The organism is Methylomonas sp. BW4-1 (genome assembly GCF_052474385.1).
Map to the genome: position 1 here is coordinate 3,682,089 of NZ_CP184125.1, position 25,553 is coordinate 3,707,641.

At 50.7% G+C, this 25,553-nt stretch carries 21 protein-coding genes; 4 read left to right on the forward strand and 17 right to left on the reverse strand.

All coding sequences use genetic code 11. The features are described 5' to 3' along the window. Positions 1-54: 54 nt before the first annotated feature. From ACH5Y9_RS17070 to ACH5Y9_RS17125, 12 genes are all read right to left on the reverse strand, one after another. Positions 55-1,206: a glycosyltransferase family protein gene (locus ACH5Y9_RS17070; RefSeq protein ID WP_445366951.1), complete on the reverse strand. Its 1,152-nt coding sequence runs from the start codon at positions 1,204-1,206 to the stop codon at positions 55-57. Then, complete coding sequence (locus tag ACH5Y9_RS17075; RefSeq protein ID WP_445366952.1) at positions 1,203-3,134, reverse strand: B12-binding domain-containing radical SAM protein; 1,932 nt, start codon at positions 3,132-3,134, stop codon at positions 1,203-1,205. Before ACH5Y9_RS17075 ends, ACH5Y9_RS17070 begins: the two co-directional genes overlap by 4 nt. A gap of 12 nt (positions 3,135-3,146) precedes the next feature. Further along, positions 3,147-4,301 (reverse strand): glycosyltransferase family protein, encoded by a 1,155-nt coding sequence (locus tag ACH5Y9_RS17080; protein ID WP_445366953.1) that lies wholly within the window; start codon positions 4,299-4,301, stop codon positions 3,147-3,149. Then, positions 4,298-8,113, reverse strand: a complete 3,816-nt coding sequence (locus ACH5Y9_RS17085) for a glycosyltransferase family protein (RefSeq protein ID WP_445366954.1) — start codon at positions 8,111-8,113, stop codon at positions 4,298-4,300. The genes ACH5Y9_RS17080 and ACH5Y9_RS17085 overlap by 4 nt, the downstream gene beginning before the upstream one ends. 17 nt (positions 8,114-8,130) lie before the next feature. Further along, entirely contained in the window at positions 8,131-9,522 is a 1,392-nt protein-coding gene (locus tag ACH5Y9_RS17090; protein ID WP_445366955.1) for a radical SAM/SPASM domain-containing protein, read from the reverse strand. A gap of 19 nt (positions 9,523-9,541) precedes the next feature. Then, entirely contained in the window at positions 9,542-10,615 is a 1,074-nt protein-coding gene (locus ACH5Y9_RS17095; RefSeq protein ID WP_445366956.1) for an alpha-ketoacid dehydrogenase subunit beta, read from the reverse strand. After that, positions 10,608-11,627, reverse strand: a complete 1,020-nt coding sequence (locus tag ACH5Y9_RS17100) for a thiamine pyrophosphate-dependent dehydrogenase E1 component subunit alpha (RefSeq protein ID WP_445366957.1) — start codon at positions 11,625-11,627, stop codon at positions 10,608-10,610. The genes ACH5Y9_RS17095 and ACH5Y9_RS17100 overlap by 8 nt, the downstream gene beginning before the upstream one ends. Positions 11,628-11,632: 5 nt before the next feature. Next, positions 11,633-13,153 carry a PfkB family carbohydrate kinase gene (locus tag ACH5Y9_RS17105; protein WP_445366958.1) on the reverse strand — a complete coding sequence of 507 codons (1,521 nt, stop codon included), beginning with the start codon at positions 13,151-13,153 and terminating at the stop codon, positions 11,633-11,635. A 4-nt stretch (positions 13,154-13,157) separates the two neighbouring features. Next, positions 13,158-13,721, reverse strand: coding sequence for an SIS domain-containing protein (locus ACH5Y9_RS17110; protein WP_445366959.1), 564 nt, complete (start codon positions 13,719-13,721; stop codon positions 13,158-13,160). Positions 13,722-13,731: 10 nt separating this feature from the next. Then, complete coding sequence (locus ACH5Y9_RS17115) at positions 13,732-14,718, reverse strand: SDR family oxidoreductase (protein WP_445366960.1); 987 nt, start codon at positions 14,716-14,718, stop codon at positions 13,732-13,734. 9 nt (positions 14,719-14,727) lie between these two features. Further along, the gene (locus ACH5Y9_RS17120; RefSeq protein WP_445366961.1) at positions 14,728-15,828 is read right to left on the reverse strand and encodes a radical SAM/SPASM domain-containing protein; all 1,101 of its coding nucleotides are present in this window, start codon (positions 15,826-15,828) and stop codon (positions 14,728-14,730) included. Positions 15,829-15,958: 130 nt separating this feature from the next. Continuing rightward, positions 15,959-18,727: an Hsp70 family protein gene (locus tag ACH5Y9_RS17125; RefSeq protein WP_445366962.1), complete on the reverse strand. Its 2,769-nt coding sequence runs from the start codon at positions 18,725-18,727 to the stop codon at positions 15,959-15,961. Between the two features lie 362 nt (positions 18,728-19,089). Here ACH5Y9_RS17125 and ACH5Y9_RS17130 point away from each other — a divergent pair, with 362 nt between their 5' ends. Further along, positions 19,090-20,013 carry a matrixin family metalloprotease gene (locus tag ACH5Y9_RS17130; protein WP_445366963.1) on the forward strand — a complete coding sequence of 308 codons (924 nt, stop codon included), beginning with the start codon at positions 19,090-19,092 and terminating at the stop codon, positions 20,011-20,013. A 69-nt stretch (positions 20,014-20,082) separates the two neighbouring features. On the opposite strand, the gene ACH5Y9_RS17135 is transcribed toward ACH5Y9_RS17130, so the two are convergent. Then, a complete protein-coding gene (locus tag ACH5Y9_RS17135) occupies positions 20,083-20,745 on the reverse strand; it encodes a protein-L-isoaspartate(D-aspartate) O-methyltransferase (RefSeq protein WP_445366964.1) in 663 nt (220 codons plus the stop codon). Further along, entirely contained in the window at positions 20,742-21,497 is a 756-nt protein-coding gene (gene surE, locus ACH5Y9_RS17140) for a 5'/3'-nucleotidase SurE (RefSeq protein ID WP_033157202.1), read from the reverse strand. The genes ACH5Y9_RS17135 and surE overlap by 4 nt, the downstream gene beginning before the upstream one ends. A gap of 64 nt (positions 21,498-21,561) precedes the next feature. Between surE and ACH5Y9_RS17145 the strand changes: the two genes are divergently transcribed. Then, complete coding sequence (locus tag ACH5Y9_RS17145) at positions 21,562-22,131, forward strand: Smr/MutS family protein (protein ID WP_445366965.1); 570 nt, start codon at positions 21,562-21,564, stop codon at positions 22,129-22,131. Between the two features lie 7 nt (positions 22,132-22,138). On the opposite strand, the gene ACH5Y9_RS17150 is transcribed toward ACH5Y9_RS17145, so the two are convergent. After that, positions 22,139-22,390: a hypothetical protein gene (locus ACH5Y9_RS17150; protein WP_445366966.1), complete on the reverse strand. Its 252-nt coding sequence runs from the start codon at positions 22,388-22,390 to the stop codon at positions 22,139-22,141. Between ACH5Y9_RS17150 and ACH5Y9_RS17155 the strand changes: the two genes are divergently transcribed. After that, on the forward strand, positions 22,377-23,411 hold the full coding sequence (locus ACH5Y9_RS17155) for a type I glyceraldehyde-3-phosphate dehydrogenase (RefSeq protein WP_101051804.1): 1,035 nt from the start codon (positions 22,377-22,379) through the stop codon (positions 23,409-23,411). The two genes, ACH5Y9_RS17150 and ACH5Y9_RS17155, sit on opposite strands and share 14 nt — an antisense overlap. Positions 23,412-23,468: 57 nt before the next feature. Beyond that, a complete protein-coding gene (locus ACH5Y9_RS17160) occupies positions 23,469-24,047 on the forward strand; it encodes a DNA-deoxyinosine glycosylase (RefSeq protein WP_445366967.1) in 579 nt (192 codons plus the stop codon). Between the two features lie 90 nt (positions 24,048-24,137). Here ACH5Y9_RS17160 and rplQ read toward each other — a convergent pair whose 3' ends face one another. Both rplQ and ACH5Y9_RS17170 read right to left on the reverse strand, forming a co-directional pair. Further along, the gene (rplQ, locus tag ACH5Y9_RS17165; RefSeq protein WP_033157205.1) at positions 24,138-24,518 is read right to left on the reverse strand and encodes a 50S ribosomal protein L17; all 381 of its coding nucleotides are present in this window, start codon (positions 24,516-24,518) and stop codon (positions 24,138-24,140) included. An 18-nt stretch (positions 24,519-24,536) separates the two neighbouring features. After that, a complete protein-coding gene (locus tag ACH5Y9_RS17170; protein ID WP_033157206.1) occupies positions 24,537-25,547 on the reverse strand; it encodes a DNA-directed RNA polymerase subunit alpha in 1,011 nt (336 codons plus the stop codon). Positions 25,548-25,553: the final 6 nt, after the last annotated feature.

Sequence of the window (25,553 nt, forward strand, 5' to 3'; positions counted from 1 at the left end):
GATGCCAGTCTCCATGTTGGTGTAACGGGCTTACTTCAAATCAGACAAATTAGATTAACAGGCGACTTTATAACCCAAACCGGCCAAATCAGCCAAAATGGCTTCGGCCCGATGCCGCCAGGTATGGGCCTGACGTACCGCCTTTACTGCAGCGGAACGAATCTTTTGCGCAGCCAGTGGCTGATTTAGGTAATATCGGCATATATCACCGACCTGATCGACATCGAATTCCAGGTAATGCAACCCAGGAACAAAGAAATTCCTGATTCCGCCGCCTACTAATTCGTCCCAGTGATTTTTTTTAATCAAAATCAAACCACCGGAAGCCATACAATCCATCACCCGAAAATGCGCAGACTCGCCTTCGTGCAAGTTGATTTGCGAACCGGCATATACTTGGCGCATCTGCATAACACTATCCAGCTGGCAATGATAATAAGGCCGATAAACGTCCCAATCATTCCAGTTTTGCGGACCAAACAGCGCCAAATCAGTTACTGTCAGGATATTGTCAATTAACTCGCGCCGATTCAGCATGCGAATTAATCGCCCGCTGACGTCATATTCGAGTTTATTAGTCAGCTTTACCGTTCGATTGAAATGCTCTTTGGCAACAGTTTGCAGCAACGCCAAATAATCGTCATGCACGTTCAAATAAGTACGCTGGCTAGTGATACGACTCTCTAAAATCGGCAACACCTCGCCAAACCGCAACGGCATAGAATCTGCTGAAATATCGGCATCCAATTCGTCCCTAGACCAGGGCTTGGGGATATGCCCAACAAAACTAGCCGGATACCGCACATCGGGAGTAACGGGGTAATAATCGTTCAAGCACGCCCCCGGCGCCAGCCAGCGATAAAAGCCATCGTAGCAAAACTTATCCAGCCAATTGGCGCTGAACAAGTACGTTATCTCGCTACCATAAAAATCGCTAATGACACGACCATTAAAATCGACAAGCCAACAAATATGGATAATATGCTTCGGTAAAAACGGCACATCGTTGCGAGCTCGATTCATTTCAAAAATCACATCCGGACGATACTGGTTTATCCAATCGGATAAACCAGCCTGATCGAGCAAGCCGCAGCAGTAACTTACCTCCATACCGGCTTGGCTAAACCCTTGCGCCATCTGTCTCGACAACATCCGATACCAACGGGTATCACGGGGTAAAAATAACGAAACCCGGCGAATTTTCATGCCTCGGAAATGGCGTTGCGGAAAAACTGATTCCAACAAATCACTTTTTTAGGTGTCACGTTCTGGTGTTTCAGCCAGTCCAAAACTTTTTGATATTCGATCCAAGGTAAAATCACCACGTTCTGCCCGTCGAGTTCCTTAACTCGGTCAATATCAAACAATTGGGTCCGCCTATCCAAAAATAACTTGTCCTCTCGAAATGGCCGTGTATCGTAAACCGCTGCGACACAGGTTTGATCAATCTTAATATCCTCTAAAAAGACTGTAGCAAACCGGTCAAGTGCGGGAATAAAAATTGCCTGCTGCTGATTTTCCGCTAAAGCATCCATTTCTGCCTGAAATCGGTCATAAACCAATTTCATGTGAGGAATATCCCTAGCCTTCAAATGCATTTTCCGCCCGCAATCCGGGCATAATACGTTCATGCCCTGCACCCCGACTGGTCCGGTCAAAATCGGGCCGTTTTCGTCCTGTTCGAACGGGAATGGCAAATCCAAGGTTTGTTGATGACTGCAGCAAGGACATTCAATAGTGATTCTCGATTTCCAGCGTTCCAATATCTCCCCGGCTACCACTTTGGTGCAGCGCTTGCGGTGATTTTCATCGTTCAGCTCGCGCAGCGAGATATACCAATCCTTGTACTCCTCGTCGCTCATCTGCGTCATATTGACCTGGCTGTTATATAAATAGCCGGATATATTGCACAAACTGCGCATAAAGGTTTCACGGTCGGCAATTAAGCCTTTTTCCAGCGCATAATGGTAAATGGGGGTACCGGCATAGGGAATTACCGCGGACCAATCGCAAAAATATAATTGATTGTCTTGTTGAAATTGCAAACTCTCGCGGATGGTTTCCTGCGTTTCGGCCGGATCGCCGAATAAAAAATTACCTTGAATGCCGATTTTCGCCTCGCGCACAATTTTTACCGCATCGGTAATGGTTTGCTTGGTAATCTTTTTCTTCATGCTGCCCAATATCGCGTCGCTGCCGCTCTCTATACCGAACGAAATATAATTACAACCGGTTTCCTTCATCATTTTCAGCATCGGCAAATCCAGCTGATCCATACGCAATTGGCAAAACCATTGAATATTCAGATTGCGCTGTTTCAGTAAATCGCAAAACTCGACCACCCTAGCCTTATTGGCCGAGAATAATTCGTCGTAAATCGAAAAGTTATTGATGCCGTAAGTTTGAATATACCCTTCGATTTGGTCGACCACCCGGCCAATGTCGTGTTTTTTATACGTGCCCATGCCGGCGTGATGGCAAAACGTGCATTTAAACGGGCAGGACCGACTGGCGGCAATCGGAAATGAGCGGCCGGCGTCCAGCCGGGTCAAATGATAGGAAAACTGGCCGTGTTCACCCTGCAAGCCGATATGCTCGCGTATTCCGAACGAATCCAAATCAGGCAACGGCAATTCGTCCAGGTATTTAGGCGATTCACCCTCGCCGGTGAATTTGGGCTTATCCGCGTCCCAGCACCAGATTCCGGCGATTTTACGAACGTCGTCGCCTTCCTCCAAGGCTTTCAACAAACGGGTGAAGATCAGCTCGCCCTCGCCGACCACCGCATAATTCGGCTGCAGGGTGTTCATCATCAATTCGCCTTCCACCGAGGTAATGCCGCCGCCCAATACGATGGGCACATCGGCGCGAATTGCCCGGATGGCTTTAATCAAACGGTCGATCTCGTTATACGCCACGGTCAATCCGCTAATGCCGATAATATCGACCTCTTCGTGCAACAAGGTATCGCACAAGGCCGGATTGCGTTTTTCCATAGGCATGTGATTGAAGTTCAACCCTATCACCTGATGTCCTTGACTCTGGATATAGGCCGAAATATAAGCCAAGCCCAGAGGAAAGTACGAAGCGTTGGCCTGAGGATAATAACTGGGGGAAATCAAAAGGGTTTTCATCGCAATTACCTTTTAGACATAGGCTAAGTCGTGAATGATTTTTTCGGCACGGGCGCGCCAGGTATGTTTGGCTGCTATCAACGCCCGCACCTCGGCGACAATAGCCTGCCCCATCGCTCGGCCCTCTAAGGCCTGCTGGTAAACATATTCAAAATTTTCGCTTTTAAACGCAAAGTAGTGCCGACTGTCGTCAAAGTGGTCGTGCAAACCGCGGCCAAGTAGAACTTCTGAATCGACCTCATCGTTATCGTACCAAAACAATAAGCCGCCGGAAGCCAGGCAATCGATCGCTCGAAAGTGAAAACTGACCCCGTCGTGCAAATTGATGCGCGAATATTGATGTACTCGGTTCAACTCGGCCGGACAGTCTACAAAATGCCGGTAAAATGGCCGATATTCCTGCCATTGCGCCCAGTTGTCGCTACCGTAAATCGCAATCGATTTCGACTTACCCAGCGCGAAATTCAACAGCTCCGTGCGGTTTTGCACACGCTTGGTCCGCTCCATCAAATTGTAATAGCAAGCGTTTAAAAATTCGGGTTCGGGAGTCGCACCGGCTAAGTCCAATAAATCGTCGATGATACGTTTTAAATCGCCGTGAGTTTTGATCTGCTCGCGTGTGGTTTGTAAATGCCTGTCGTAACGCTGCAACAACTCGGCAAAAGTCAACGTCGAGTCGGCGGCGACCGGTCGCGCCAATTCGGCAGCACTCCACGGCAACGGGATATGGCCGATAAAATTGAATTCCACATCCAGCGGCAGAACCCCTGGCAGCGGCTGAAAGGTTTGCACGCACGTGCCGGGCGGCAACCAATCTTGCAGCCCCCCGGTACAGTAGTTGGCATCCCAGCCGGGATCAAAAAAATAAGTGATTTCGCTGCCGGCGATTTGCGCCTCAGTCCGCCCCTGAAAATCCACGATCCAAGCGATATGCGGGATTTTATACCGGTGTAAAGCCGGCATTTCGTTCTTGACCCGATTCATTTCAAACACCGCGTCCGGTTTATGCTGGGCCAACCAAGTGTGCATTTGCGCCTCGTCCAGCAAACCGCAACCGCCGCTGACCCGAACGTCCAGGCTGGAGAATGCGTCGCGCAAAAAGCCGTAAACCCGCCGATAAAACGGCGTATTACGCGGCATGAACACTGCTAAATGTTGCAGCCTCATGCCACCGCCAACTTAGAAAACCGTTGACACGCTGCCGTCAAGACACGCTTAGCCACAGCACGATAAGACAATTTGGCGTCCAGTCCGCGCAACGCATTGGCGGCAACCTGCTTGCGGGCCTCCGAGTTATTCAAGTAATACGCGGCTTTGGCTAGCAAATCGGCTTCGTCGTCATACAGCACGACGGCGTCAGCATCGAAGAACTCGCGCAACGGCGAGCCGTCGTAAAGCATCTGCCTAGACAACATAAACCGGCCGGCGGCGATAATTTCCAAGGCCCGCATGTGCAGCGTGACGCCGGGATTGGCGTTCAAACAAATTTTAGCCCGTTGCATGATGCGGTTTAGCGCCGTACCGTTTTCAGCGATGCCACGGGCCAAGTCGGCAAACGCCGGATATGCCTCCCAATGCTTGCCGTAAAGTTGAATTTTCAAGTTCGGAAAAGCATCCATCAATAGCTGGATAGGCCAATATTTCATGCGATTCAAATACTCGCAATGCAGGCGATTGCCTTTTACACATAACAGCAAATCGAGGAGTTCGTCGCTAAGCGCGTAGCCATGCCGAGCAAACAAATCACGAAAATCGGCCGCTGTTTTCCCGGGATGCACTGTGCAAAACTCCTCGAATTCAGTCATCGTCATCAATGCGCAGTGGTGTTCGAGCACGGCGTACAACTCGCGCAACTGTGCCAAATTCAGTGCACCGCTTCGAAGCATAGCGTCTTCTTGCTCAAGCAAGCTCATATCCAAAGTAGGGTCGCGCAGGGGTTGTAAAGTTTTGCCTGGCGCCTCCAAATGACTGACCAGCAACACGTCGCAATCAATGGTCTCTTCCTGCAGCGGGTAATATTGGCTGTCGTTGAATCCCAAAGGTAAAAACTGCAGCGGGTAGTCACCGTACAAGGGCAGCGTGTTGAAACTCAGCCAGCGCCGAGCAAACACAAAATTCAAATCAAACGGACCGGGCGCCATTTCATTGAAGCGAATATTCGGCAACATATCCTGTATCCAATTTACAAAAGGAACAGTTGCCGGGATACCTTCAAATTCATGCCGAAAATGGTCTATGGTTAAAATCAAGTCCGGTTTGAAGCGGTTGATCTCGTCAATCAGATGCTCGATGTTGGTTAGATAATAATTTTCTGTTTCGCTACACAGTAGCACCGTCGCCCCCAATCTTTGAAAACCGTCAAGCCAGTCGCGCATGCAGTATTTCAAAAAGCTGGAAAAGCGCGAGATAAAGCCCATTACCCGCAATTCGCCAACTTTTTCCGCGCTGAATTTTTTCCGCCACTGTTCGCTGCTGATGCTCTGATAGTAGTCAGCAACTTGGCGCAAATTAGCAGCATGCCGTTCGGCGCGGGCCTGCTTTGCATCGACCGACAGCTGATAAACACGCTCTGAGCTGATGGCGCCGTTGGGGTCCGAATTGAACAACATATCCGGCAGGGCTGCTTCGAACTTCGAAAACTCGGCGGTTAAATCAGCCTCCGCTGCGAGGTCGGAAAAAATCCGCAGACGGCCGGCCGCCAGCAGCGGCTGAAGGTCATGCAACAGCAAATTTAACAACCATACGGCCGGCTTGGTTTCGATCAAATACACCGGCACCTCAAATTCCGCCATTTCCGGAATCGGCGACTCGGTGGCGCGGAACGCCGCCAACAATTCGTAACCGGCACCCCAACCGACCAGCGCATAACAGCAGGTATTTTCCCGGGCCATCGTTTGCGCATTTTCGGCAATCAGGCGTCGGTGTTCGAGTAAGGCGATGTTATCCAGGCGATAAACTTGTTCGCCAGCCTGCGCTACCGATACCCGCCAGTACTCGCCGCGTATAGCCTGATCAACGAAAATCGTAATAGGCTGTTGCGACCAAGCTGCCAACAGGGCTTCGTGCAAAGCCGGGCGATGCTGGGCCAAGCAGGCCAGATTGGTTTGCAACTGTGCCAAAAAAGTTTGCGAACCTAATTCCGCGCCGGCAAGCAAATGCAACTTATCGCCGAACAGTTCCGGCAACAGGGCGACAGACTCCGGTGCAGGAGGGGCAGCCACTTTGACCAACAAACGCAAGTCGCTCAGCTCGATCAAGCGGTCGGCAGCGGCCCGATAGGTAAATTGCGCGGCCAAACCCTCCGGCGCCTTGGCCGGTTGCAAGCGCTTATGCAGGATGTTTCGCAACTGATCGGCCGTCTTGAAGAACAAGCAATAGTCCTCCCAATACGGCGGTTCGGCCACGTCCCGGCAATCGTACACCACCGGAACACAGCCGCAGGCGGCCGCTTCAGCCAACCTCTGCGAATTGATTTCGAACGGATGGCAAACCAAGGCATAGCGGGTGGAACGGTAAACCTCAGCCACTGCTTCGCCGTGCGGCAATTCGCCTCGATAAAACGGTGCCACCTCGGCATCCTGATCCCAGTAGCGTCCGTAAACATCCACCGGCAGACCAGTATCGGCGCACAGCCACTTCACCGAATAATCGCGAATCACATAATGCAGTAATTTCCAAAACACAAATTCATAACTTAGCCCGCTGGTCTCGGCAATTTGCCGCACGCTCGCTTCGTCAAAGCAAGCGCCGGATTCCATCGCCGCAATCAAGCTATCCAGAGCCTGGCGATGTTGGCTATTGTCGATATTGATCACCGGCAGATAGGAACTGCCGACGAACACAATCTTGTCGGCTCGCGCCTGATTGTTACCGGCATGAAACACCACATCGTCTATCACAAAATGTAAGCGTTGCACCAAGGCGGCCTGGCGTTGCTCCAGATAACGATCAAACAACGGCGAAATCGAGAAATTGAAATCCCGGGCTCGCCATTTCAGCGGCTGGGAATCTTTTAATTGCGGCATCAAATCCTGCCACCAGACGATATTGACAATATCGTCGTGCATGAAACTGTTGTTCAAGCTATTGACATACAAGCAGGCATGCGGGTCGAAATCGATATACTTTTCGAGCATATCGACCATATTGCTGCCTTCCATGTCGTTATCCTGAATGTAAAACAGCACCTCCCAACCCAGAGCTGCAAAGGCCTTGGCCAAGCCTTGCGAGCTATATTGCATAACGGTGGTCAAACGACTCGTCGGGATAAATATCCGCGGCGGCCGATTGCCGACCCAACGCGGTGGCAAGGCCTTGGCTTTGTTCAGCAATTGTTGGATCAACCACAGGCGCCTGCGCTTGATCGATTCACCGGCTGTGACAATATCCTGCCGGATGGCGGCCTTAACCTCCTCTTCCAAGCCGTCGGGAATATCAATATTTTCCGGAATACGCAAACGGGAGCGGATGAAAAATTCCTCGTAATCCGGCAATTCCAGATGTATCAAGTTTGGCAAATCCGATTCGGGCAACTCGCCCCGGTAATAGCAAATCTGCAAACCGTCTATGGTGGGATGGCCGCAGGAAACTCGATTGGCCTGCTTTGCCACGTTTAACGCCTGGAGCGGATCGATAAAATAGGTATCGAAATGCACATAATCCGGCACGCGATATTGACTGCGGTACTGCATCACTTCGTCAATGACATCGCGGGGCATGTCGTTGAAATGTACGGCGCCATCTTGAGAAATGGCGATCAGTTGCGGTATCGGTAATTGGTTGTGCGAAAAAAATTCGACAAACTTGTCGGCGGGGACCTGAATAAAATTCGGCAACACAATATCGGTCAACAGCCCGTCGTAATAGCAATATTGCCGGCGCACACAGCCGGATTCATCGACGATGCTCTGTTGCTTGGACGCCTCCGCGTAGGCGTCTTCTATATTCAGAAAAAATATGTCCTTAACCGCCGAATTCATCGTGCATTCCAGCACAATCAAATGAAGTTGATGTGTTCCGGCGGATTTTTTAAATCCCACAAAAACTTGTTCACATAATCCTGCCGGCAACCGATGGCGCAGTCTTTATGCACATCCACCGACTCTGCCACGTCTTTATGTACCTGCCAATAACGTTCGCTGGTTGCAACCAAATCGTAAAAAGAGTCGGCGTGCAAATCGCCGATGTAAAAGCGTTCCTTGTTAAAAAACGGCCCGCAGGGATAGATTTTGCCGTTACCGGAGATCTGCAATAAAAACGGCGTACCAAAACATTGGTCGTATTTGCGGTAGCCGTCCTTGTATAGATTGGTTTCGCCGGCAGCATTGATCTTGTTCCACTTGGCCTGGACCACATAATTTTCATTGCTCAGCGCCTCGGCCTGCTTCAGAACGTCGCCTATTTTCAGATAGGCATCGTAATCGATGCCGATTTCCTTGTATTCGGAATCCGAACAATGCTTGATCACGAAATAATCCACACCCAATTCGGCGCCCAGTTTGGCTTCCGCCAGCACTTCGTCGAAGCATTCCGGGATTAACACCATCTGCAAACCCAGTGTACATTTATAGTTGTTGGCTTTTTTGATCTTCACCAGTTCGCGAATCTTGTCGATCAACAAGTGAAAATTGACTTCCTTGGATTGATGCACTCGCCGGAAGCCTTCCGGGGTACCGGCGGATAGATTGAAGCGGATGTAGCTCATGTTTTTCAGTAAGTCGTGGGCGCGATCCATATCCAGCAATAAACCGTTGGTAGCCATCGCCGTATCTATGCCTAATTCGCCAGCTAAAACGGTGGCGTCGTACAGCGTCGGGTTTAGCGTCGGTTCGCCATCGCCGATAAATCCCAAGGAGCGCACCCCCAATTTGCCGCAGTCGCGGACAAAATTGAGCAGCGCTTCGCGGCCAATCATGGTGCCCTTGGTCATGTTCTGTACCACGGCATAGCAATACAGACAGGCGGTATTGCAAAACTTGGTCAGCCCCATATCGATATGCACTGGTGCAAAGCGTTGGCCGTTTTGCCAGGCCTGCACCCTATCCAAATGATGCATCATTTTGTGTCCGTCGAAACGGAAGCGTTCTCGCTGGGTGCGAAAACTGGGGCCGGTAAACTGGTTGGGGACATGCTGTTCATGTTCATTGCCCGCTTCCAGGCGAATGATACCCTCCTGATCCTCGTGCGAAATACTCTGCAATTTTTGTCCGGGCAATTTCGCCAACTGGCTGGTGTCGATCACCTGATAGTCATTCGACAAAGCGCTACGGTCGACAATATTGTTGGAGGTCCGTAATTTATGCCCGGGCTGGCTGAACATCGGCACATTGTCGGGTATATCGGTCACGGCGCTGTTGCCGAAGCGATTGGTTTGTTCGATTTTTGCCATAGTCTGATGCTCTTTTTCGTTAAAACGGGCCGACGAAGCTGCGGTCGGGTTGATCTTTGGGCAAGTCGGACTGCAAATCCCTGATCGCCGACTCCGTTAATGCGGATTTATCCAACATTTCCAATACCGTAGATGCGATTTGCTCGGCTCCCGGATAGTACTCGTTGGCGACAAAATGCGAGGTCGGCACCGGATGGTTGGGATAAGCAATCAAGCGCGGCGCTTGTTGCAAACAATGCCCATGGGCTAACACCAGTTTGGATAGCAACTGATGACCGATTGACGCCATTTCCGGCGCGCAATCCGCTACTAACAATCTGCCGCCGGTTTTTGCCAGCGATCCGGCAACGCTATCCACATCCAAGCTGCTGACGCAACGCATATCCAAGACTTCGGCGTCGACACCATACCTAGCCAATACCGTGGCGGCTTTCAAGGCTTCTATGCTCATGTGCGAGAATGCTGCCAAGGTAATATCGGTGCCTTGCCGCAGCAAAGCCGCGCCGGACAACTCTGCCGCCGGACGATGTTTGTCGACCTCACCTTGGACATGGTGTAACCAGCGGTGTTCGATAAACAGCACCGGACTATTATCGGCAATCGCCTCCAGCATAAAATGGTAGGCATCGCCAGCCGTGGTCGGCATCACCACTTTCAAGCCCGGCACTTGCGCAAACATGGCTTGCAGACTTTGCGAATGCTGCGGCCCCTGTCCCCAACCGCGACCGATAATCACCCGAATCACCAGCGGCACCTGTTGCTGCCCATCAAACATGTAACGCCATTTCGCGGCGTTATTAACCAATTGATCAACCGACAGCAAGGCAAAATCGATACGTTGATGCACTAGCACCGGGCGCATGCCGGCCAGCGCTGCGCCAATACAAATGCCGGTCATGCCGTTTTCAGCCAGCGGCATATCCAGCACCCGCTCGGCGCCATATTTTTCCCGTAAGCCCTGGGTGGTGCCAAAAATGGTTTTCGGGTCAGGCACGCCCTCACCTATCAGTAGCATTTCTGGATATTTGGCTAACGCATCATCCAAGGCTGCGCGAATCGCCTCACCGTAGGTCATCATCCTCACATCACGCATACAAATGCTGCCTCATACTTTCGACGGTGGGCCGCGTGCCTAGCAAAGCCCACTGGAACGCTTGCTCGATTTCTTCGGCCAACCGGTTTTCCATTCGCGCTAGCTCGGCATCGTCGCTCAATTGATTTTCAAGTAAGCTCTGCCGGGTTTGCAGCAACGGACAACGCAATTTCCAAGCCGTCAATTCGCCGGGGCTGCGATAGCCCAAATCGTCATCTTCGTTAGGTCCGCAGTGTTCCGGCCAGCGATGGGTATGCAATTCCAAAAACTGCGGACCTACGCCATTTCGGGCGTTGGCCACCGCTACGCGCGCCAGTTCATAGACCTCATCGACCCGATTGCCGTCGCCATTGACTGCGGTTAAACCGTGGGCAGCGGCAATCGGGTAAATGTCGCGCTTGGGCTGGCGCTCTGCTAATCCCGTCATCACCGAATATTGGTTGTTCTCGCAGATAAATAGCAAGGGCAGTTGTTTTAGCACCGCGAAATTCAAGGTTTCGTGCATCACCCCTTCTTCAAAGCAACCATCGCCGAAGAAAATCACCACGACGTTGCTCGCTTCCGGCATCCTGCCTCCCGCGACACTGGCACATCCCTGTGCGGCGCCGGATTTTTTCATCTGCTCAGCCCAGGCATAACCGGCGGCTAATGGCACAGTGCCGCCGACGATAGGCGTGGACGCAACAAACCCTGCCTCCAGGTCAGTCAAATGCATGGAACCACCCCGCCCACCACAGCAGCCCTCAGCAAAGCCATATAACTCGGCCAACAGGCGCGGCAAACTCCCGCCCTTGGCCAAGTAGTGGCCGTGACCGCGATGATTGCTGAACACCTTGTCTTGAGGCGTCAAATGCGCGCAAACCCCAACAGCAATCGCTTCTTCGCCAATGCAAAGATGAGTGGGACAACGCATTTGCTGCTCGGCATAGCGCCGAGCAATCGCCTCCTCAGCACGGCGGATGCGTAGCATTTGATAATACAGGTGCTTCAAGTCGGCCGATGGAGGACTCATGACGGTCATTTCAACAAGGTGGTGATATATTTGAATAAAGCGACGGCTCGAACCGGCTCGCGGTTACAGACAATCTGCACATCCAGCGCTGCGGCGGCGCTGCCAGCAAACAAGGCTTGCTCCGGCGACAGCCCGCCACCCAAGCACAAGCCAGCTACGGACAGGAAGGCGTCGCCGGCACCAATGCGATCCACCACTTTGGAGGACAAGGCGGGAATCTTGTATGCGGTTTTGGTTTGATCCAGCATCAACGCACCTTTAGTACCGCGGGTGATGGCGATATGCTGGGCGCTTAATTTGTCGGCCAATTGTCCGGCCAACTCCTCAATGGCAGCACCTCTATCGTGGCTCGCTAGCCGTAACTCCGGCTCGTTCAATGACAAGAAATCCGCGTTCGGATAACGTGTGATCAAGTGATACCCCCGATTGCCGCTGTTAACCTGCGCATTCACCGCCAGATATTTAGCGCCTTTGGACAAGGCCGCGACCATTTGATTGGAGATAAAGCCGTTGCCGAAATCCGGTACGATCACCACATCGTAATCGCGCAAATGTTTGTCCAGCCAAGCCACGATCTTGCGATTGGTGTCCTCAGGCAGCGGCGCATCGTTATAAAAATACACTTCAAACAACTTGGCGATGTCGGCATCGACATAGCGTCGTTTCACAATCGTCGGCCGGTCCTGACTAAAGAAAAACACCGGATCAATAGCCGGGTTCAGATTAGTCCGAATAAAATCTTCGTGACTTTTGGTAGCACCTAGACCGGACAGCAAGGTCACGTTATGGGCAAATTCCGCAACGTGATTAGCCACTGCGATAGCACCGCCGGCAAAGCGTTCGTAATCATTGTATTTCACCGAAAACACATTACCCTTGCCGGTCTGGCCCAAGGGCGAGGTGTAATGGTATTCATCGACAATTGCCTCGCCCACCACCAATACATTCAAACCGCTTAGGGCCTTGAGTTTGTCGATAATCTCGTTGGCGCCGACCGTTTCCTTGAACTGATCCAGGTACGCGGAGATTTCCGGGGAGAACACCTCAAAATATTCGTTTAATAAGCGCGTCGAACTGGATGTCAGTTCATCGGTAAAGTAAATCTTGCCGCCGTGCCGTTCCACAGCGTCTTTTTCGTGCTGGATATTGCCGGTCAGATCGTCGCTGGTACTTTTGTAATCGCTACCCTTCACATATAAATCAGGCTTCACCTGATCCAATACTTCCACGGCGGTAATCGCATGGTTGATCGCCACACTATCCACACAAGCCAGTGCCGCTATGTTTTCAGCACGCAAATATTGGTTGAACACCGGCCGACCGGGGCCTTTATTGACATATTCGTCGGCGGTGACGCTAACCAATAATGCATCTGCCTGCCTTGCTCCGCTTTGCAGATGACGGATATGGCCAATGTGCAGTAAATCAAAAGTCCCATGGCATAAAGCCACGGTTTTGCCTTGCGCTTTCAGTTCGGCGGCACGCTGCGCCAGTTGTTCGATAGAAACGATTTTTTCCGTGGACATGAGCTTATTTCCTGAGCAGATGATCGGTAATATGGTGCAACACGAACAGATGTCCCAACTCGACCATGCCGTAATGACTGCTGTCCAGCCAGCAATTCCAGCGCCCAAGTTTACGGAGCGGATTGTCGGCTTTGAAGCCACTTAAGGTCATGACCGGCAAGCCTTTGGCATTGGCAGCCTGCACCGCATTGACGATATTCAAGGATTGCCCGGAACTGCTGATCGCGATCAATAAATCGTCGGGGTTGGCAAATGCGGCGATTTGTTTGGCAAAGGCCTGCTCGTAACCGAAGTCGTTAGTAAAACACGTCAGGGGCGCGGCTTCGTGCAAGGTCAACGCGCACAAACCGCCGACATTACGCAAATCGGTGATCACGTGACTGGCAATCGCGGCGCTGCCGCCGTTGCCCAACACCATGATTTTGGCCTGCTGTTCGCGCACTCTGGCAAACTCGGTCAGCAATTCTTGGATTACCGTTTCGCTGTCCAAGGTTTGAGCCTGCGCATCGGTAAATACGCTGTTATTCAATAAGTTTGCAAAATCCGCTGCCGCTAGTCCGATAGCCATCAGCCTCTCCTTATTTGTCCAGGTATTTAAACCAGTCGGCAGTAGCAGCGGCTATCGATGTCGAAGTCCACAACGGCGCGTTTCGCCAGTAATCGATATGCGCCAGCATGTTGGCGACGCCTTGCTCGAAACTGACTTGCGGCTGCCAACCGAGTTTTGCCTTGATTTTGCCGGTATCAGCAAAGGTGCAATCGGGCTCGCCCGGCCGCTTGGGGATGTATTCGATAGGGCCGCCCAACAATCCCACCAACTGGTTGACACTATAAGTACCGCCGCTACCGACATTCATGATCTCGCCACAAAGTTCCGATTCGGCAGCAGCAATAAAAGCCTTGGCCACGTCCGTCACGTAGGTAAAGTCGCGGGTCTGGGTGCCGTCGCCAACCACCGTGAAGGGTTTACCATTAATCTTTTGCGCCAGAAACACCCCGAACACCGCGCCGTAAGCGCCGGTGGTACGGGCATGGGGGCCGTAGACGTTGAATAAGCGCAGCGACATAGCAGGCAAGTCATACAACTGTGCCCAGTGCATCACCAGTTCCTCACCCAAATATTTGGTTAAAGCGTAAGGATACTGTGGCTTAACGGGTGCGGATTCCGGCGTGGGAAATTGATCTGGGATACCGTAACAGGAGGACGAAGCCGCATAGACACATCGTTTGATACCGGCAGCGCGCGCGGCTTCCAATACGTTAAATGTACCGCTGACATTGGTCTCGTAATACGCGCGTGGCTGCTTGATGGACGGAACGATGTCGGCTAGACCGGCTAAGTGGAATACCCAGTCGATCCCAGAGAACAAAGGTGCGATGGTTTCAGCATCGCGAATATCGGCGTGATGGAATTCGAAACGTTCCTGGCCGAGCAAATCGGCGATGGTTTCTTTGCGGCCGCCAACCAGACTATCAATCACGCTGACCTGATGGCCTTGTTGCCATAACTCGCGACTCAAATGACTGCCAATAAATCCCGCGCCGCCAGTAACCAATACTTTCATGCGTCTGTCCTAGATAAAATTGATATGGGCCGGCTGATTGGCCGTGAGTTTGTCCAGATATTGGTTGACCGCTTCCATCCGGCAATTTTTGCGGCATTGGCTGATATCCAGTTCCTGAGTGATGTACTCCCAGTTTTGCCGGCGCTTCTCGCCTTCCCAGATGTCCTGAAAAGAATGCTCCTGGATATTGCCGTAGGCGAAGCGTTGATCGGTCAAATAAGCGCTGCAGCCGTAGACTTCGCCATCAGCCATGATATAGCCCCAAAAATAGGGGGTGGCGTGGCAAGTTTTATAGCGTTCGGTTTCCGATTGGCTGTAGTTCTTCATGGTCTGCTCGCGAAATACCACGTTAAAACCATCACCGTTGAATTGGGCTAGTTCTTCAGCCATGCCTAACAGATTGTCGTAACGCAGGCTTTCGTAGCGGCGGGTTTCGCTGAATAAATGCTGGGAGTATGGTTTGACGACCAGATAATCCAAACCAACATCGCGGCAGATGCTTGCCAGCGTGGTCACTTCATGTTGGTTTTCCGGCAATAATAGAATTTGCGCACCCAGCGTGCAGGACAATTGCAGGGCTTTTTTATGTTCGACTGCTCGACGCAGATTGTTCAACACCAGATCAAAATCGGACGCCTTGGTTTGATGGATAGCCGCATAACTTTCGGCGCTGCCGGCATTCAGCGATACTTTGATCCAGGACACCAGCGGCAGGGATTGCTCGATAAAACGCTGATTCATCAACGTGCCGTTGGTGGTAAAAGATACGTCGATACCGGCGTCAAAAGTCCATTTAACGATTTCGTTAATTTCCTTGTGCAACATCGGCTCACCTTCGCCGGCGTACATGATGCTTTTTACCCCGAGTCTGCCCATCTCGGCCAAACGCTCCGCCAGAATTTTGACATCCAGGCGCTGCGCTTTATATCCGATGTAATCGACAGCACAGAAGGTGCAACGATGGTTGCAGGCCCCTACCGGGGAGACTTCCATGTAGATGGGATACACGGCTTTCGCTTGTTGCCAGTCATGCCTGCCATCCAACCATTGCGCCACCCGTTGCGGGTGATACACCAGTTTATGACTGTCTATGCCGTATTTATCTGCCATGTTTTTGTCGTTTAATATGCTTTCAGAGTGAAAAACCACTACAGAATGGGATAAAGCGATTTCTATGCCAATATCCGGTTCAGGTAACTTGCTGCTGTTGATTGTTATATCGGGTTCACAAAGCTTAGCATTAAACGATTAGTTTCAAGCCCGGAGGTAACGCCTCACCGAAGACTTGTTTTTCCTGTTGTGCATCCAGTTGTTTGAATTCGGCGACCATGTCTATCCAGGAAGATGGGGATTTAGTTTGTTTGAGCTTGTCGATCACCTGCGTGCGCAGCTGATCGTCGATGTCCCTGGCCCGATCGTCGCAGCGCCTGGCCAGCAAGGTGGCGGCAAAACCGGCCTGGGTTAGCTTTTTCCAGTCAGCTTTCAGTAGCTGTTGCAGCCAACTCTCTACCGTGGCGGCTGGAATAACCTGATGATTGCTGCCGTGAAATAAAATCCGTCCGCCGATACGGCCGACCGCCCACCAACTTTGCTCGGGTTCCCCGGCTTTTTCCAGACGCTTTAGCAGCCATTCGCCCAGTTGAATTTTATCGGTAATTGTCAGTCTTTCCAGCGCCGCCGCCAAACGCACCATATCTTCGTAACCGCGTGTCGCCAGTTGCTTAGAGACGCCGGGCTGGCGCGCGGCAGCCGGGTTGATGTATTTAGCGATGTCGTTAAAGATGCGTTGCTGGGCATCCGCACTCAAGCCGCCGGCAACGCGCCGCCATAAGGTCCACCATTCGGCCCAGTTTTGCTTTTCGTTGACGAATTGCAAGCCTTCCGCATATAGCTTCCAAAGCTGCTCTACCCGCCAATCGTCAAGTGGGTAGCCAAAACCTGGCCGCAGGCAAAAGCCGGCCAGACTTAACCAGAGGCGTTCGTGCTGTTCGCTCCGCCGCCGATATTTACTGCCTTCCAATAAGGCCGTAAACAACTCGCGCAGCAACGGGGTTTGCCAGTCGCCGCGCGGTGCAGCGAGAATTTTTTCCAACTCAGCACGCAGGGTTTTGACCGCCTGCGGATCGACTTGTTTGGATTTGGCGCCGAATACGGCCTGAATTTTTTCCAGCGCTTGCGGTAATTGGTCAGGCAGTTCGGCGTTGGCGATAATTTGGGCCTTTTTACGAATCTGAAACTCTACGTCCCATCGCTGGCTAGAATCGTCCACCGCCATGCACTGGATTTGCAAGGTACCGACTTCCGTATAAGTTGCCAGTAATTGCACTGCTACTTCGGCTTTTTGCTGGCCTTCGAATGCCACGGCCAGCGGTGGTAGGCTGTGAAAACGTTCGTCATCGAGTTCGACAATGTCGCCTGGCTGGTAAGTACCGTCTCCGCTACTGGACAACAAATGAAAACGTACCGGTTGCCCAACCCTAAGAGCGAATTGCCGATCGTTCAACAGAATCTCATGACCTTCCTCGCTACCTTTCGGCAGGATACAAACGCCATGCCCGCCAAGCTTCCCATCACCACTTTTGACCGCGGCATCAACCAGCAGAAAATAACTACGGGCGGCGCCACCGCCGATTTTCAACTTCTTGTCGCGGCGGGCAACCGCATAACTGACCGCGCCGTAAGCCACCGCCAATTCCGGATGGCTGTTATCCAGCAATAAGGGGGGTTGCCCGCCGCGCCAACTGGCTAATAAATCGATTAAGCGTTGCACCATAGCCGAACTGCGAAACACGCCGCCGTTCAGTAATAAGGCGTCGGGGACTATTTGATGCTCTGTCCCGGTTCCTCGCAACGCCATTTGCGCAGCCTGGGCATGCATTTGCAAAAAGGCGGCAATATGCTTACTGATAGCCGGCTCCGCCGCATAGGGCAAGCCAAACTCCACTACGCCGCTACGCTTCCTATCCGGCAGGTCTTGCAAGCCGGACATAGGTAAAAAGCCATCCAATGCAATTTGCTTAACTTCCTCTCTGCTTAGCGTGGAGCTTTTAGTGCCTCCGATCAATCTGGAACCGCCACCCAACAAGGTTATGGCAACCTGCTCGGGCGCGTCGTCGGCTAGTAGCTGTTCCTTGGCGATCCGGCATTGCTCCAGCAATTGCGATAAATCGGCAGTCGAGAGTTTTTTATCGCCGGTTCGCAAGCGGCTTTCCGCTAGATGCGCCAGAGCCAGGTCAATATTGTCGCCCCCCAACATCAGGTGGTCGCCGACACCTATGCGCGTCAGCTTAGGCTCGTCAGCGCCCTGCTCAATCTTGATCAAGGTCAAATCGGTAGTACCACCACCGACATCGCAAACCAGCAATAAGCGCCTATCGGCCAGACTGGATTTGATGGTACCGGCATGCCGGCGCAGCCAGTCGTAACAAACCGCTTGAGGCTCCTCCAACAACCTGACAGCACTCAAGCCAGCCATTTTGGCCGCCTCCAATGTTAAGGAGCGCGCGGACTCGTCAAAGGACGCTGGCACCGTAATCACCACTTCCTGAAGCGCAAGTGGTGCTTTGGGAAAACGGTGCTCCCAAACGGCGCAGACATGTCGCAAATAACTAGCACTGGCTTCCAGCGGCGAGACTTTAAATACCGATTCGTCACTGCCCCAGGGCAAAATGGCCGCACTGTGATCGACCGAGGTGTGCGACAACCAGCTTTTAGCGCTGGTAACCAATCGACCTTGCGACTTTGCACCCAGCGAGCGCGCCGCTTCACCAAGCACAGCGCCTTTTTCCTGAGTCAAAAATCCGGCTTCTTCCGTTATTTCGCCTGGCGCGGGATGGTATCGCACCGACGGCAATAGTGGCTTGGCACTCACTTCGCCTGGCGCGATCAACTGAGAAATTTCGAACAAGTGAATAGCTTTAGCAGGGTCGCCTATATCGGAGTACGCGACCACCGTATGGGTGGTACCTAGATCGATTCCGACCAAATAAGTAGCAGTGTAGTTTTTCAAAAGGACTTAGTATGTTTATTCTAATTATGTAGGGCAGCCTGACAAGTATTCAAGCAGGCGCGCGCGAGCGCCTATTTTAGTCGGCTTTCTGATCGAACACTCTCGTTTTTCTAGATAGCACTATCCAAACCGTGGTTGCCAAGTGAAATAAATTTCCACCAAGAACAATCTTTCGATGTGTTTCGAATAAAATGCTTGCGCGCCTAATGTTTGCGATGTTACTTTCCGCCTACGGCAACCATCAGTGCATTGCATTACTGAATGCGCCCACCGAGAACAAGATCTAGCGCTGTAAAGTAGTCGAGTCTGAATCAAGACCAGGCGCCGCAGCAATTATTAACCAACTTGAGCGAGTTAAATTCATGCTTATTAAACCATCCGCACTAGCCGGCGTCGTGTTGCTGGCCGCCAGCCAATCAACAGAGGCAGTCGTCATCAATTTCGACTACACCTACGACGGCGGATTTTTCTCCGGCAGCAACGCAAGTAGACGAGACATCCTGGATGCCGCAGGCGGGTTTTTGGGAGGTATCTTAACCGACAGCTTGACTGCGATTACATCCGGCGGCATCAATAATTTCAGCGCGGTATTTCAACGTCCTGATACCGGCGCCAGCACGACTCTGAGCAATTTCAGCGTGGCAGCCGACACACTCACGGTGTTTGTGGGTGGACAGACCATGGGCGCCGGCAACCTGGGCTATGGCGGCTATGGCGGTTACAGCGTCAGCGGCACCCAAGATTTTTTGACCAATGCAGCACAACGTGGACAGTCAAATACGACCGGACCGTCAGCAACTGATTTTGCGCCATGGGGTGGTCAATTGACCTTCAGCAGTTCGGCAAACTGGTATTTCGACACGGATCTTTCTACCACGGAGACATTCAGCGGTAATGATTTTTATTCGGTGGCACTGCATGAGTTAGGCCACTTATTAGGCCTAGGCAGTTCGGACTCGTGGGATAATCAAGCCTCAGGCTCCGGCTTTACCGGTGCCAATGCGGTAGCGGCTTATGGCGGCAATGTACCACTGGAGGGCGATAAGGTTCATTGGTTAGAGGGCACCAAAAGCACGGTAAACGGGATTGAGCAAGAAGCCGCCATGGACCCTACTTTGCGCGTCGGCACGCGCAAAGTATTTACGCAGCTCGACCTCGCCGCGCTGAAAGATGTGGGCTGGCAAGTTTCGGTAACCGCTGTGCCGGTTCCTTCCGCCGTTTGGCTATTTGGCTCTGCTTTATTGGGTTTTATTGCCAGCAAACGTAAGCAGCATTTGAATTTCTAGCCAATTCATCACTGTCGCGCCGGACACGCCAATTGGCTAATAAAACCGGCGCGATAAAACGATTAAAATTTATTGACTGACACCGGATAAAAACGGCACAAAACTGACCCGCTCTATTACTTCATCCTCAAAACCCTGCTCGGTGCGGGTTACCCGATGTAATTCCTGCATCCCTTCCAGCCCGACCGGAATCACCATCACGCCCCCCACAGCCATTTGCTCAAGTAAGGCTTCCGGAATTTCCGCCGGCGCGGCGGCAGCTAAAATCCCATCATATGGCGCGTGCTCCGGCCAACCCCTGCCACCATCGCTATGCTTAAAACCCACAGTCTTGATACCCAACTCCCATAGGGTATCCCGGGCTTTTTTCATCAACGGCGCAATCCGTTCCACCGAATAGACTTGCGCTACCAGCTTCGACAATATTGCGGTTTGGTAGCCGCAACCCGTACCAATTTCCAGTACTTTGAGCAGCGGACCTTTTTCCAATAGCAATTCCGTCATTTTGGCAACGATATACGGCTGCGATATAGTTTGATTGTGGCCGATAGGTAAGGCAGTATCCTCATAAGCACGACTCTCCAAAGCTTCGTCGACAAAAATATGCCTAGGTGTGTCAGACATTACCGCCAGGACTTTACTGTTATAGATGCCTTGCTCGCGCAGCCTAGAAATCATCCGCTCCCTGGTCCGCCGAGAAGTCATGCCTATACCCTGGATGCGTCTACTCATACGAGCGCCTCCATTGCCAGCCATTCGCTCAATCCCTCTAATCGTTCATATCGCGTTAAATCCAACTGTAACGGCGTTACGGACACGTATCCGTTTCTTATCGCATCAAAATCGGTACCTGGCCCGGCGTCTTGTTCGCTGCCGGGCGGTCCCACCCAGTAAATAACCTGCCCCCGCGGATCATGGGAACGTATTACTGGTTCCGCTTTGTGTCGCTGCCCGAGTCGGGTAGATTGATAACCTTTTAATTCAGCAATCGGTAAATCAGGCACGTTGACGTTTAACAAAGTGTCTTCCGGCAAGGGATGAGCGAGGATTTTTTGCATTATTGTCACAGCCACATGTGCCGCCGTATCGAAATGTTTAGGGTCGCTGGATGCTAAAGAGATAGCCACCGCAGGCAGCCCAAGAAAACGCCCTTCGGTAGCCGCAGCCACGGTGCCAGAATAAAGCACATCGTCGCCAAGATTGGCACCATGATTGATACCGGCGAATACCATATCCGGTTCGTTCGCTAATAATCCTGTAATCGCCAGATGAACGCAATCCGTCGGCGTACCATCCACCCTGACAAAACCGTTTTCACATTGAGTGGCGCGCAAAGGCATATCCAGGGTTAAAGAATTGCTTGCGGCACTCCGGTTTTTATCTGGCGCCACTACTGATACGTTGGCGTGTTGACGCAGAGCTTCGGCCAATGTGTTGATGCCTTGCGCTAAATAACCGTCGTCGTTGCTGATTAGTATGTGCATACTGCCGTGAAACGCTTTAAAATTCACGCATAGTAGCAAAAAAAGCGCAAAACCAGCAGCTTACGTGACAAAAAAAACCACTTCCGCAGACGATGTCCTCTTGTTTCGAAACTCGATCGGCAAAGTCCAGACCATAGACACCAATACCGTTATTCTTAAGCCTGATAAGAAACCGCGGCCAATACCTTCATTTAAGCCACTCGAGCAGGTTGATCCGTTACAAAAAGATGTTGAGGGTAGCTTGGAGACCCTGTTCCAAGAAGACAAGATCGCCTTCCTGGTGCCAGGCATGCAAAAAAGCGTCATCAAAAAACTTCGGAAGGGATATTACGGCCTGGATGCCGATATAGATTTACATGGCTTAAGTAGCCGAGATGCACAACAGCAGCTATTACGATTTTTACACTATTGCGTTGAAGACGGTTATCGCTGCGTACAAATCATTCACGGCAAGGGGTACAACTCTACGGACAATCAGCCAGTCTTAAAAAATGATATTAATCTCTGGCTACGCCAACATAAAGATGTCCTGGCGTTTTGCTCCGCCCCCCCCAAGGCTGGCGGTACAGGTGCCTTGTTCGTACTGTTACGCTTATCAGAAAAATTTGTGACATCCGAAGACGAGCCTCAATAACGCCCCTTTAGGCTACGCCAAAATCTCCCGCCTCTACCCAAACAAACGCAACTCCGTTCGCTATATTTTGCTTTGCCTTGACTTGTCCGGCTTGTTGCTCTAGTTTTTCAGCATTGCTGCTCCTTATCATGAAAATAATAACGAAACCAACGCCATGACCACAAATCAACACCAGCGGCCTCTCCAAACCACAGGAGAAATTGGCGTTTCTACGCAAAGCACTATCGAAGCGGGGATTTTCAACAATGAGCCTTAACATTGGGATCGTGGGTTTAGGCAGAATTGGTCGCGGGGTATTAAGAGGAAATTTCGCACAAGAAAAAGGCGGCAGATTCGATATACGTGTAGTCTGTGACGTAATGGCTATCGATCACGTTGCTTACCTATTAGCAAACGATAGCACCTATGGCCGCCCCCCATTTAATGTAGATTGCGATGGCGACGATTTAATCATAGACGGCAAAAGAGTTCGCTATCAGAAGGTAGACCGGCGCCGTAGTTCGCCCGATGACGGCAGCTGGGAAGTATTGCGCCAATTTGATCTTGATGTATTATTTGACGCCACGGGCACCGCCACGATCCATGATTTCCGCTCATTGATAACGCAGGAAGTCGCTAAAAAAATCCTTTGCACTTGGAATGTCAGCGGTTGCGATATCAGTGTGGTATTCGGAGTAAATCATTCGGCGTACGATCCATTACACCATGACGTCATCTCTGCCAGTACCTGCACGGGTAACGCTCTGGTTCCTATCTGTCATGTACTTGATAAGCACATTGGCATCAATTTCGCCCGAGCCATCACTATCCATCCGCAACTTTCAGATCAACGTGTATTGGATGGTTATCACGCATCATCCCAACTTGGCCGTGGGTGCGCGTCTTCCATTATCCCAACCAGCACGAACGTAGGTAAATCCACGACATTGGTATTACCAAGACTGGAAGGCAAATTGGACGCTATGTCCTACAGAGTGCCAACTGCAATTGTCTCAGTTATTGATTTAACAGCCACTCTTTCTAGGAAAACGTCACTAGAAGAATGTGTAGAACTGTTTGAAGACTACGCCAACAAACAATTAGCAGGAATTATTCATTGTGACTATGGCGCATGGGGCCATCAAAAGGCTAGTATCGACTATATGGAAACACAATATTCCTCAATATTGTTGATGCATCATCTGACTGTCAGCCAAGGCCACCATCTCGGCCTATCTTTAATGCATGACAATGAGCACGCATATTGCTGCCGAGTATTAGACGTATTGGGCATTTTATAAAACTAGTGCCAGCAAGTTTACCGAACACTCAATGAAACCCGATCACGTTCTGGCAGAATGAACCGAATAACAAGCTTCTCAGCGGCCTCTTCACCGGATGCAACAGTTTTGATTCTGGGCAGTATCCCTGGAAAAGCATCACTGGAGGCTAATCAATATTACGCGCATCCACAGAATCAATTTTGGCCTATCATAAGCAAACTTCTGGAACTCAATCCTAATAGCTCATACTTAGCGAGAATAGAATCAATAAAATTAGCCGGCATTGCACTATGGGATGTAGTTAAGTCATGCCATCGGCACAATAGCAGTCTCGATGCAAAAATAGACAAAAACAGTATTGTTACGAATGATTTTCCAGGATTTTTCCTAAACCACCCCTATATTACGCATATATTCTTTAATGGCTTAACTGCAGAAAAAACCTTTCAAAAGCATGTTCAACCTTATATATGCACAGATCGGTTTACGTACCACCGATTACCCTCTACAAGCCCGGCGCATGCAGCGATGGCTTTTCAACAAAAGCTGGACAGTTGGCGCATATTAACCACAGCAATAGCAGAAGCCACTTACAGCAAAACAATAGAGACTTCAAAAACAAACCAAACAAGCAGACCAAGAAATATATTCTAGGAATATAAATTAACGCTGAACATTACACAAACAAAAACGGCAGAGAAGCCGTCTAGCTAATCTGCCGCTACAAACCCAATATTAAGGCATTTATTCTTCAGTTTGTACAGGCTCTGGCCTATCTACCAACTCGACATAAGCCATAGGTGCGTCATCACCAGGCCGAAATCCGCACTTAATAATCCTCAAATACCCACCGTTTCTGGATTGATACCTTGGACCAAGCTCGTTAAATAATTTCGTTACAACATCTCTATCACGCAACTTAGAGAACGCCTGGCGACGTTTCGCGACAGAGTCGTTTTTAGATAATGTAATCAAAGGCTCGGCGATCACGCGCAACTCCTTTGCCTTTGGTAACGTTGTCTTGATTAACTCGTGTCTAAACAAAGAGCACGCCATGTTGCTAAATAGCGCTTTTCTGTGGCTACTATTTTTATTTAACTGTCTTCCAGATTTACGGTGTCTCATTTTTCAAATGCCTTATATTCAAATTCCAGCTTGCGATTGATCAGCCAGATTTTCAGGTGGCCAGTTTTCCAAGCGCATACCCAATGACAGACCTTTAATTGCAAGAATATCTTTAATTTCCGTTAACGACTTCTTACCCAGATTAGGTGTCCTCAACAACTCCACTTCGGTCCGCTGAATCAGATCGCCGATATAGAAAATGTTTTCCGCCTTTAGGCAGTTGGCAGAACGAACCGTCAACTCCAAATCATCTACAGGACGTAGCAGGACTGGATCGAACGACTCTTCCTCAATTGCTACTTCCTCATGTATCTGTTCGTTAACTTTTTCAAAATCTACGAACACAGATAACTGGTCATGAAGAATCGAAGCGGCTAATTTGATCGCCTGCTCAGGATCAACCGTACCATTTGTCTCCAATTCTATAACGAGCCTATCCAGATTAGTGCGTTGTTCGACACGAGTGCTTTCTACATGATAAGCGACCTTTACTATAGGACTAAACGCCGCATCAACCATTAACACACCGACCGGCGCGTCGTCATTCATCTCTTTCCTCAGACTGGCAGGAACATAACCCCGACCTCTCTCGACCTTAATCTTGATGTTGAGTGAGCAGTCTTGATTGTTGATGTTTGCGATTATCAGATCCGGGTTTACTAACTCCACATTATGGGGTAGTTCAATATCCCGAGCAGTTACGACACCAACACCCGATTTAGCCAGCGTGAGAGTCACTTCATCCTTAGAATGAACGACGACAGCAAGTTTTTTAAGGTTCAGTATGATGTCTATGACATCTTCTTGAACACCTTCTATCGTGGTGAATTCATGCAACACGCCTTCGATAGAAATTTCTGTAACTGCGCAACCTGGAATTGAAGACAGCATGACCCGCCTCAAAGCATTGCCCAAAGAATGCCCGAAGCCGCGCTCCAGAGGCTCGATAACGATTCTCGAGTGGTTGGCCGATTCGTTAATCACCTCGACAAGTCTAGGCTTAAGTAGGCCAACAATAGAACTCTGCATAATTTA

Excerpts from the sequence above, each read along its gene's own strand:
- ACH5Y9_RS17135 (WP_445366964.1), bottom strand. The coding sequence starts at position 20,745 with ATGAGTAGACGCATCCAGGGTATAGGCATGACTTCTCGGCGGACCAGG.
- ACH5Y9_RS17100 (WP_445366957.1), bottom strand. The coding sequence starts at position 11,627 with ATGAGTCCTCCATCGGCCGACTTGAAGCACCTGTATTATCAAATGCTA.
- rplQ (WP_033157205.1), bottom strand. The coding sequence starts at position 24,518 with ATGAGACACCGTAAATCTGGAAGACAGTTAAATAAAAATAGTAGCCAC.
- ACH5Y9_RS17130 (WP_445366963.1), top strand. The coding sequence starts at position 19,090 with ATGCTTATTAAACCATCCGCACTAGCCGGCGTCGTGTTGCTGGCCGCC.
- ACH5Y9_RS17085 (WP_445366954.1), bottom strand. The coding sequence starts at position 8,113 with ATGAATTCGGCGGTTAAGGACATATTTTTTCTGAATATAGAAGACGCC.
- ACH5Y9_RS17155 (WP_101051804.1), top strand. The coding sequence starts at position 22,377 with ATGAGCCTTAACATTGGGATCGTGGGTTTAGGCAGAATTGGTCGCGGG.
- ACH5Y9_RS17115 (WP_445366960.1), bottom strand. The coding sequence starts at position 14,718 with ATGAAAGTATTGGTTACTGGCGGCGCGGGATTTATTGGCAGTCATTTG.
- surE (WP_033157202.1), bottom strand. The coding sequence starts at position 21,497 with ATGCACATACTAATCAGCAACGACGACGGTTATTTAGCGCAAGGCATC.
- ACH5Y9_RS17090 (WP_445366955.1), bottom strand. The coding sequence starts at position 9,522 with ATGGCAAAAATCGAACAAACCAATCGCTTCGGCAACAGCGCCGTGACC.
- ACH5Y9_RS17070 (WP_445366951.1), bottom strand. The coding sequence starts at position 1,206 with ATGAAAATTCGCCGGGTTTCGTTATTTTTACCCCGTGATACCCGTTGG.
- ACH5Y9_RS17080 (WP_445366953.1), bottom strand. The coding sequence starts at position 4,301 with ATGAGGCTGCAACATTTAGCAGTGTTCATGCCGCGTAATACGCCGTTT.
- ACH5Y9_RS17170 (WP_033157206.1), bottom strand. The coding sequence starts at position 25,547 with ATGCAGAGTTCTATTGTTGGCCTACTTAAGCCTAGACTTGTCGAGGTG.
- ACH5Y9_RS17120 (WP_445366961.1), bottom strand. The coding sequence starts at position 15,828 with ATGGCAGATAAATACGGCATAGACAGTCATAAACTGGTGTATCACCCG.
- ACH5Y9_RS17105 (WP_445366958.1), bottom strand. The coding sequence starts at position 13,153 with ATGTCCACGGAAAAAATCGTTTCTATCGAACAACTGGCGCAGCGTGCC.
- ACH5Y9_RS17095 (WP_445366956.1), bottom strand. The coding sequence starts at position 10,615 with ATGCGTGATGTGAGGATGATGACCTACGGTGAGGCGATTCGCGCAGCC.
- ACH5Y9_RS17150 (WP_445366966.1), bottom strand. The coding sequence starts at position 22,390 with ATGTTAAGGCTCATTGTTGAAAATCCCCGCTTCGATAGTGCTTTGCGT.
- ACH5Y9_RS17075 (WP_445366952.1), bottom strand. The coding sequence starts at position 3,134 with ATGAAAACCCTTTTGATTTCCCCCAGTTATTATCCTCAGGCCAACGCT.
- ACH5Y9_RS17110 (WP_445366959.1), bottom strand. The coding sequence starts at position 13,721 with ATGGCTATCGGACTAGCGGCAGCGGATTTTGCAAACTTATTGAATAAC.
- ACH5Y9_RS17160 (WP_445366967.1), top strand. The coding sequence starts at position 23,469 with ATGAACCGAATAACAAGCTTCTCAGCGGCCTCTTCACCGGATGCAACA.